Origin of the sequence: Inquilinus limosus MP06, from assembly GCF_000767795.1 — a bacterium.
Classification (GTDB): Bacteria; Pseudomonadota; Alphaproteobacteria; order DSM-16000; family Inquilinaceae; genus Inquilinus; species Inquilinus limosus_E.
The window spans coordinates 1-7,244 of the sequence record NZ_JANX01000317.1; the positions used below are offsets into that span (position 1 = coordinate 1).

The window sequence follows — 7,244 nt, forward strand, 5'->3', positions numbered from 1 at the left end:
GGTGGAGGAGCTGGCGGACCCGACCGCCCACGCCGAGGTGCTGGCGATCCGCGAGGCCGGCCGGCTGCGCGGCCGGCCGCGGCTGCCCGACTGCGACCTCTATGTCACGCTCGAGCCCTGCGCCCTGTGCGCCGGCGCCATCTCCTTCGCCCGCATCCGCCGGCTGGTCTTCGCCGCCCCGGATCCGAAGGGCGGCGCCGTGCTGCACGGCCCGCGCTTCTTCGAGCAGAAGACCTGCCACCATCGCCCGCAGGTGGAGCAGGCGCCGGGCGCGGAGGAGGCGGGCGAGCTGCTGCGGGCGTTCTTCCGGGCCAGGCGGTAGAACCACCTTCCGCCATTTCTACCGTCATCCCCGCGAAAGCGGGGATCTCTTCGAAGTATCGTCGGATCGAGATTCCCGCTTTCGCGGGAATGACGAGGGGAGGGAGTGGCCTGGCGCCTAAACCTCCGCCTCGCCCTTCAGCACCGGCACGCAGCCGCCGCCGACGGTGGAGCGGATGCCGTCCGCGGCGCGGCGGGCGGCCACGTGCAGCAGGCTCGGGCGGCCCATCTCCACGCCCTGCACGATCTCGGCCTGCCCGGCCTCGGCGCCGGACAGCGACAGCAGCAGGGCGCCCAGCGTGGCGTTGGCGCTGCCGGTCGCCGGATCCTCATAGGTGCCGGACAGCGGCGCGAACATCCGGGCGCGGAGGCGGGCACCGTCGGGCGCCGCGATGTCCGGCGCCGCCGGGTCGCGGGCATAGAGATGCAGCGACAGGCGCCGCTCCACCTTCGGGAACTGCTCCTGCGTGCGGCGGAAGGCGGCGATGTCCGGGGTGGCGCGGGTCAGCGCCTCGCCCGTCACCTCGGCCAGCACGAAGGGGATGCCGACCGAGGCCAGAACCGGCTGATGCGCCTTGGTGATCACGTCTGACGGGGAGATGCCGGCGCAGGCGGCGATGGCCTCGGCCGGCAGCTCCAGCAGCGTCGACAGCGGCTGCGGCGCCGCGATCACCGCGCCGGTGACGGCCCCGGCGGCGTCGCGCTCGACCCGCACCTCGACCAGGCCCGACAGCTCCTCGAACAGCAGCACGCCGTCGCGGTCCAGCCCGTGCCGGGCCAGGACGCAGCCGGTGCCGACATTGGGATGGCCGGCGAAGGGCATCTCGTATGTGCGGTTGAAGATCCGCACCCGCGCCGTGTGCGCCGGGTCCTCCGGCGGCAGCACGAAGGTCGTCTCGCTCAGGTTGAACTCGGCCGCCAGCGACTGCATCTCGGCGTCCGACAGGCCGCGCGCATCCGGGAACACCGCCAACTGGTTGCCGCCGAAGCGGCGGTCGGTGAACACGTCCACGGTCTCGAAGGCGAAGCGGCGCATCACAGCCTCCCGGCAGGGTTGAGAGGCCAGTCTTGACAGGGGTTTGCCCTTTGGCAAAGTGCCGAAATGTACCCAGCCAATCTCTTCCGCGCTTTGGCCAATGAGCGCCGCCTGCAGATCCTGGACTGGCTGAAGGATCCGCGCGCGCATTTCCCGCCCCAGGCCGATGGCGACCTGGTGGAGGACGGGGTCTGCGGCCTGTTCATCGCCGACAAGCTCGGCATCAGCCAGCCGACGCTGAGCGAGCATATGCGCGTGCTGGTCCAGTCCGGCCTGGTGGTGCCGAAGCGGATCAGGCAATGGACCTTCTACAAGCGCGACGAGGACCAGATCCGCGCCGCCCGCGCGATGGTCGAAACTCTCTGAGGCTTTCCGCCGGGCGCTCCCGTGCCTATCTTCCAGGCAATCCGACACCAAGGCCGACCGATGTTCCAGACCGCACGCCCCGACCCCGCCTTGCCGAAGGCCGAGGCCTATCACGACCTGCTGTCCCAGGCGGAGGGGCTGTTCCACGGCGAAACCGACGCGATCGCCAATGCCGCCAACCTCTCGGCGCTGATCTATCACGGCCTGCCCGACCTGAACTGGGCCGGCTTCTACCTGCTGCGCGGCGAGGACGAGCTGGTGCTGGGGCCGTTCCAGGGCAAGCCGGCCTGCATCCGCATCCCGCTCGGCCGGGGCGTCTGCGGCACGGCGGCGGCGCGGCGGGAAGTGGTGCTTGTGCCGGATGTGCACGCCTTCCCCGGCCACATCGCCTGCGACGCCGCCTCGCGCTCCGAGCTGGTGGTGCCGCTGGTGCGCGATGCCCGGGTGCTGGGGGTGATCGACCTCGACAGCCCGCTGCCGAACCGCTTCGACGCCGAGGACCAGGCCGGGATCGAGGCGCTCGCGGCGCTGTGGGTGACGGCGAGCGCCGCCTGACCGGCGACATCGGCTCTCCCCCTCCCTCTCTCCCAGGAGAGGGAAAGGAGGGCGGCGCTCCGATCACCTCTCCTTGGGGAGAGGTCGAAATCGCATAGCGATTTCGGGTGAGGGGGCAGCTCCAGCCTATGCGTACCGCGCCTGCCTCAACTCTTGTCGTACCGGATCTCGACAACCTCGGCGGTCTCGATTCCTCCCGGGGCGCGGACTTCGACCACGTCGCCCTCCTGCGCCCGCATCAGGGCGCGGGCGAGGGGGGAGATCCAGCTGATCTCGCCCTCCTCCGGCCGGGTCTCGTCGATGCCGACGATGCGCACGGTGCGCTCGCGGTCGTGGCCGTCGACATAGGTGACGGTGGCGCCGAAATAGACCCGGTCGCGGTTGGTCTGGCGCGCCGGGTCGACCACCTCGGCGATCTCCAGCCGCTTGGTCAGGAACCGCACCCGGCGGTCGATCTCGCGCAGCCGCTTCTTGCCGTAGATGTAGTCGCCATTCTCCGACCGGTCGCCGTTGCCGGCGGCCCAGGACACCACCTCGACCACCTTCGGCCGCTCGACCCGCCACAGCTGCTTCAGCTCGTCCTGCAGCCGCTGGAAGCCCTCGGGCGTGATGTAGTTCTTCGACCCCGCGGGCAGGGGCGCCGGCGCATCGTCCAGCTCCTCCTCGGTGTCGGTCTCTTTGGTGAAAGCCTTGCTCATCCGGGCAGTCTACGCCGATCGGGCCGCAGGTTTCAAAATTGGGTCAAACGGCGATGTCTCTCCGGCAGAACCCCTCCGGCCAGTCGATGCGGTCGACCGCCTGATAGGCGCGGGACCGGGCCTCGGCGATGTCGGCGCCCAGCGCGGTCACCGCCAGCACCCGGCCGCCCTGGGCGGTGACGGTGCCGTCGGCCTCGGCCCTGGTGCCGGCGTGGAAGACGATGGTGCCCGGCACCTGTCCGGCCTCGTCCAGCGCCCGGACCGGGCTGCCCTTCTTGTAGGAGCCGGGATAGCCGTTGGCCGCCATCACCACCGTCACCGCCGCCTCCGGCCGCCAGCGCAGGGTCAGGTGGCGCAGCGTGCCGTCGGCCGCCGCGATCAGGGCGGTGAGGAGGTCGGAGTTCAGCCGCGGCAGCAGTGTCTCGCATTCCGGGTCGCCGAAGCGGACATTGTGCTCGATCAGCTGCGGCCCGCGCTCGGTCAGCATCAGCCCGGCGAACAGGATGCCGCGGAACGGCATGCCCTCCGCCTCCATGGCCTTCAGCGTCGGCTGCACGATCTCGGCCATGATCCGGGCCTCGAGTTCCGGTGTCGCCAGCGGGTGCGGCGACACCGCGCCCATGCCGCCGGTGTTCGGGCCCTCATCGTTGTCATAGGCCCGCTTGTGGTCGCGGGCGGTGGCCAGCGGCAGAGCGGTCTCGCCGTCGCACAGGGCGAAGAAGCTCAGCTCCGGCCCGACCAGGCATTCCTCGACCACGATCGAGGCACCGGCGGCGCCGAAGCCGCCCTCGGTCAGCATCGTGTCGACGGCTTCCTGCGCCTCCTCGACCGTCTGCGCCACCACGACGCCCTTGCCCGCGGCCAGGCCGTCGGCCTTGACCACGATCGGCGCGCCCTCGATGGCGACATAGGCCTTGGCCTCCGTCGCGTCGGTGAAACGGCGGTAGCGCGCGGTCGGGATGTCGTATTTGGCGCAGAGATCCTTGGTGAAGCCTTTCGACCCCTCCAGCGCCGCGGCCGCGGCGGTCGGGCCGAAGGCCTTGATTCCCGCCGCTGTCAGCCGATCGACCAGCCCTGCCACCAGCGGCGCCTCGGGCCCGACCACGACGAAGTCGATCGCGTTCTCCTGTGCGAAGCGGACCAGCCCCTCGACATCCTCGGCCGCGATCGGCACGCAGGTCGCCTCCTTGGCGATGCCGGCATTGCCGGGCGCGCAGTAGAGGGTGGTGCAGAGGGGGGAGGCGGCGATCGCCCAGGCCAGGGCATGTTCGCGGCCGCCGCCGCCGACCAGAAGGATGCGCATCGAAGGACCCAGTCTCACTTGCTCGAACGGCAGGGGTTTAGCATGGTGGCCGCAGCATGACCGAGCAAAACGACACCCCCCCGGCCCCAGCCGGCCGCCCCGGCTCCAACCTGCCGGAATTCTCCATCGCCGAGCTGACCGGCGCGCTGAAGCGCACGATCGAGGGCGAGTTCGGCCTGGTTCGCGTGCGCGCCGAGATCGGCAAGGTCACCGTGCCGCGCTCCGGCCATGTCTACCTGACGCTCAAGGACGACAGCTGCACCCTCGAATCGGTGATCTGGAAGGGCCAGGTGCCGCGGCTGATGGTGCGGCCGGAGCAGGGGATGGAGGTCGTCTGCACCGGCCGGCTGACCATCTACGGCTCGCGCTCGCAGTACCAGATGGTGATCGAGCAGATGGAGCTGGCGGGCGAGGGCGCCATCCTCAAGATGCTGGAGGAGCGCCGCCGCCGCCTCGCCGCCGAAGGGCTGTTCGAGGCCGGGCGCAAGCGGCCACTGCCCTTCCTGCCGCGGGTGATCGGCGTCGTCACCTCGCCGACCGGTGCTGTGATCCGCGACATCCTGCACCGCCTGTCCGACCGCTTCCCGCGTCATGTCCTGGTCTGGCCGGTGGCGGTGCAGGGGGAGAGCGCGGCCGGCCAGGTGGCGGCGGCGATCGAGGGCTTCAATGCCCTCCAGCCCGGCGGACCGGTGCCGCGGCCGGACCTGCTGATTGTCGCCCGCGGCGGCGGCAGCCTGGAAGACCTGATGCCGTTCAACGAGGAGATCGTGGTGCGGGCGGCCGCAGCCAGCGCCATCCCGCTGATCTCCGCCGTCGGGCACGAGACCGACACCACGCTGATCGACTTCGCCTCGGACCGTCGCGCGCCCACTCCCACCGCGGCGGCGGAGATGGCGGTGCCGGTGCGGGCCGAGCTGCTGGGCCGGGTGCTGGACTGCGCCCGCCGGCTCGAATCCGGCACCGCCCGGCTGTTCGGCGAGCACCGCACCCGGCTGGACGCGCTGCGCCGCGGCCTGGGCGACCCGGCGCGGCTGATTGAGACGGCGATGCAGCGGCTGGACGACCGCGGCGAGCGGCTGGATCGCGCCGCGCTCGGCCGGGTCGAGCGCTGTCGCTCCTGGCTGGCCGAGCTCGGCGCCCGGCTGCCGCACCCCCGCCGCCAAGTGGCGGAGACGGCGCGGCACCTGTCCCAGCTCGGCGACCGCCTCGTTGCCTGCGGCAGCCGCCTGACCCATCGCCCGGGCGAACGCTTCCACACCCTGTCCGGCCGCTTCGGCCCCGATCCGGTGCTGCGTGCCCTGGCCGACCGCACCACGCGGCTGGCGGCGGCGGGACGGCTGCTGGAAAGCTACTCCTATGTCGACGTGCTGCGCCGCGGCTACGCCCTGGTGCTGGACCCGGCGACGGGCCATGCCCTGGGATCGGCGCAGGAGGCGACGCCCGGCCGGGCCGTGTCGATCCGCTTCCAGGACGGCGAGGTCCCGGCCGTGATCGGCGGCGGCAAGCCGCACCGGCCCGCCCGTGCGCCGGACCCGAAGCCCGAGCAGGGATCGCTGCTCTAGCTCCTTCTCCACCCCAGACCGCCGAGGCCCGATTGAGCGGAACATCCCCCAGCCCTGACCAGGGCCCGGCCCGCCAGCCGGTGCGCGCCGCGGCCGCCGCCTTCATCGGCACCGCGGTCGAGTTCTACGATTTCTACGTCTACAGCCTGGCCGTGCCTCTGGCGTTGGGACCGCTGTTCTTCCCCAGCGACGACCCCTTCGTCAGCACGCTGGCGGCCTTCGGCACCTTTGCGGTCGGATTCATCGCCCGGCCGATCGGCGGCGTCGTCTTCGGCCATCTCGGCGACCGGCTGGGCCGCAAGAAGCTGCTGGTCTTCACCATGCTGCTGATGGGCTTCGCCACCATCGCCATCGGCTGCCTGCCGACCTATGCCCAGATCGGCGTCTGGGCGCCGATCCTGCTGGTGCTGCTGCGCATCCTGCAGGGCCTCGCCACCTCGGGCGAATGGGGCGGCGCCGTGCTGATGGCGGGCGAGCACGCGCCGGCCAAGCGGGTCACCTTCTTCGCCTCCTTCGCCCAGCTCGGCAGCCCCGCCGGGCTGCTGCTGGCGCTGCTGATGTTCCGGGCGATGACGCAGCTGGACCACGCCGACTTCATGGCCTGGGGCTGGCGCGTGCCGTTCCTGGCCGGGGTGGTGCTGCTGGGCGTCGGCTTCGCCATCCGCGCCAGCGTCAAGGAGACCCCGGCCTTCGAGGCGGTGGTGAAGCAGGGCGAGCGGGCCCGGATGCCGGTGGTCGAGGCGCTGCGCACCGCCTGGTACCCGATCCTGCTGGCGGCCGGCGTGTCGGTGCTGGGCACCGGCGGCTTCTTCTTCACCAATGTGTTCATGATCTCCTACACCACCAAATATGTCGGCATCCCGGAGCAGCTGATCCTCGACTGCCTGCTCTGGGTCACGGTGATCCAGTTCCTGTCGCAGCCGGTCTCCGCCATGCTGGCCGAGCGCATCGGCGAGGTCCGTTTCCTCAAGCTGGCGGCGTTCCTGGCGCTGCTGTCGCCCTATCCGATGTTCCTGCTGGTCGGCACCGGCCAGCCGCTGGCGATCGTGCTGGGCATCTCGCTGGCCATCGTCACCCTGTCCGGCGTCTATGCGGTGATGGCAGGCTTCATCAGCACCGCCTTCCCGGCGCGGCTGCGCTATTCCTGCATCTCGATGGGCTATCAGCTCGGCGTCACCGTCTCGGCCGGCGGCGCGCCGCTGCTGGGGGCGGTGATCGCGCAGAGATATGCCGGGCAGTGGCTGCCGCTGGCGCTGTTCTTCAGCCTGCTGGCGCTGGTGACGCTGGTCAGCGTCCATGTCTTCATGCTGTGGCGCCGCGGCTACGAGGCGCGGCAGGCGGCGGCGCAGCCGGCCTGAGGCCGGTCGGCCGGGACGGCGAGGGCCCAGCGCCGCGGCGGGTCC

Annotated in this window: 8 protein-coding genes; 5 read left to right on the forward strand and 3 right to left on the reverse strand. The window is 71.4% G+C overall.

Annotated elements, in window-relative coordinates:
* Nucleotides 1-322 (forward strand): nucleoside deaminase (locus P409_RS21380; RefSeq protein WP_034843439.1); only part of this gene is annotated, 322 nt, incomplete at its 5' end.
* Nucleotides 323-439: 117 nt separating this feature from the next.
* On the opposite strand, the gene P409_RS21385 is transcribed toward P409_RS21380, so the two are convergent.
* Entirely contained in the window at nucleotides 440-1,357 is a 918-nt protein-coding gene (locus P409_RS21385) for a PhzF family phenazine biosynthesis protein (protein WP_034843440.1), read from the reverse strand.
* A gap of 66 nt (nucleotides 1,358-1,423) precedes the next feature.
* Here P409_RS21385 and P409_RS21390 point away from each other — a divergent pair, with 66 nt between their 5' ends.
* Nucleotides 1,424-1,723, forward strand: coding sequence for an ArsR/SmtB family transcription factor (locus P409_RS21390; protein WP_034843443.1), 300 nt, complete (start codon nucleotides 1,424-1,426; stop codon nucleotides 1,721-1,723).
* A gap of 60 nt (nucleotides 1,724-1,783) precedes the next feature.
* Nucleotides 1,784-2,278 (forward strand): GAF domain-containing protein, encoded by a 495-nt coding sequence (locus tag P409_RS21395; protein WP_034843445.1) that lies wholly within the window; start codon nucleotides 1,784-1,786, stop codon nucleotides 2,276-2,278.
* Between the two features lie 146 nt (nucleotides 2,279-2,424).
* Here the strand turns inward: P409_RS21395 and greB are convergent, their stop codons facing one another.
* Both greB and purD read right to left on the reverse strand, forming a co-directional pair.
* Nucleotides 2,425-2,976, reverse strand: a complete 552-nt coding sequence (gene greB / locus P409_RS21400) for a transcription elongation factor GreB (RefSeq protein ID WP_034843447.1) — start codon at nucleotides 2,974-2,976, stop codon at nucleotides 2,425-2,427.
* A gap of 43 nt (nucleotides 2,977-3,019) precedes the next feature.
* A complete protein-coding gene (purD, locus tag P409_RS21405; RefSeq protein WP_034843448.1) occupies nucleotides 3,020-4,279 on the reverse strand; it encodes a phosphoribosylamine--glycine ligase in 1,260 nt (419 codons plus the stop codon).
* A gap of 56 nt (nucleotides 4,280-4,335) precedes the next feature.
* Between purD and xseA the strand changes: the two genes are divergently transcribed.
* On the forward strand, nucleotides 4,336-5,841 hold the full coding sequence (gene xseA, locus P409_RS21410; protein ID WP_034843451.1) for an exodeoxyribonuclease VII large subunit: 1,506 nt from the start codon (nucleotides 4,336-4,338) through the stop codon (nucleotides 5,839-5,841).
* A gap of 32 nt (nucleotides 5,842-5,873) precedes the next feature.
* Complete coding sequence (locus tag P409_RS21415; protein WP_081991681.1) at nucleotides 5,874-7,199, forward strand: MFS transporter; 1,326 nt, start codon at nucleotides 5,874-5,876, stop codon at nucleotides 7,197-7,199.
* Nucleotides 7,200-7,244: the final 45 nt, after the last annotated feature.